The sequence below is a fragment of the Campylobacter sp. S4:11 genome, assembly GCF_024723695.1.
GTDB lineage: Bacteria > Campylobacterota > Campylobacteria > Campylobacterales > Campylobacteraceae > Campylobacter_D > Campylobacter_D jejuni_C.
Map to the genome: position 1 here is coordinate 1 of NZ_JANQDC010000129.1, position 236 is coordinate 236.

Genomic DNA, 236 nt, shown 5'->3' on the forward strand with positions numbered 1-236 from the left:
TTTAGTGTACATTTTTTCAGGGAACTTTTATCGTAGTAAGTAATATTAGGTGAATTTAAACTAGAGGCTAAGTTTAAATCATCATAATACGACCCATTATATTTGTTAATTTCAAAAAACCCATTATAATTAAAACTATAATCAAAATAATCCACAAAATAACTACCTCTTTTTTCAAATCCCATGCCCAATATTTCTTTTTCGTATTTTTTGCTTAATTCATTATTTAAATCATT

1 pseudogene is annotated in these 236 nt (G+C 24.2%); it reads right to left on the minus strand.

Features of this window, described 5'->3' with window-relative positions:
* A pseudogene (locus CAMP5053_RS08540) lies at nt 1-236 on the minus strand (hypothetical protein); the annotation flags it as partial.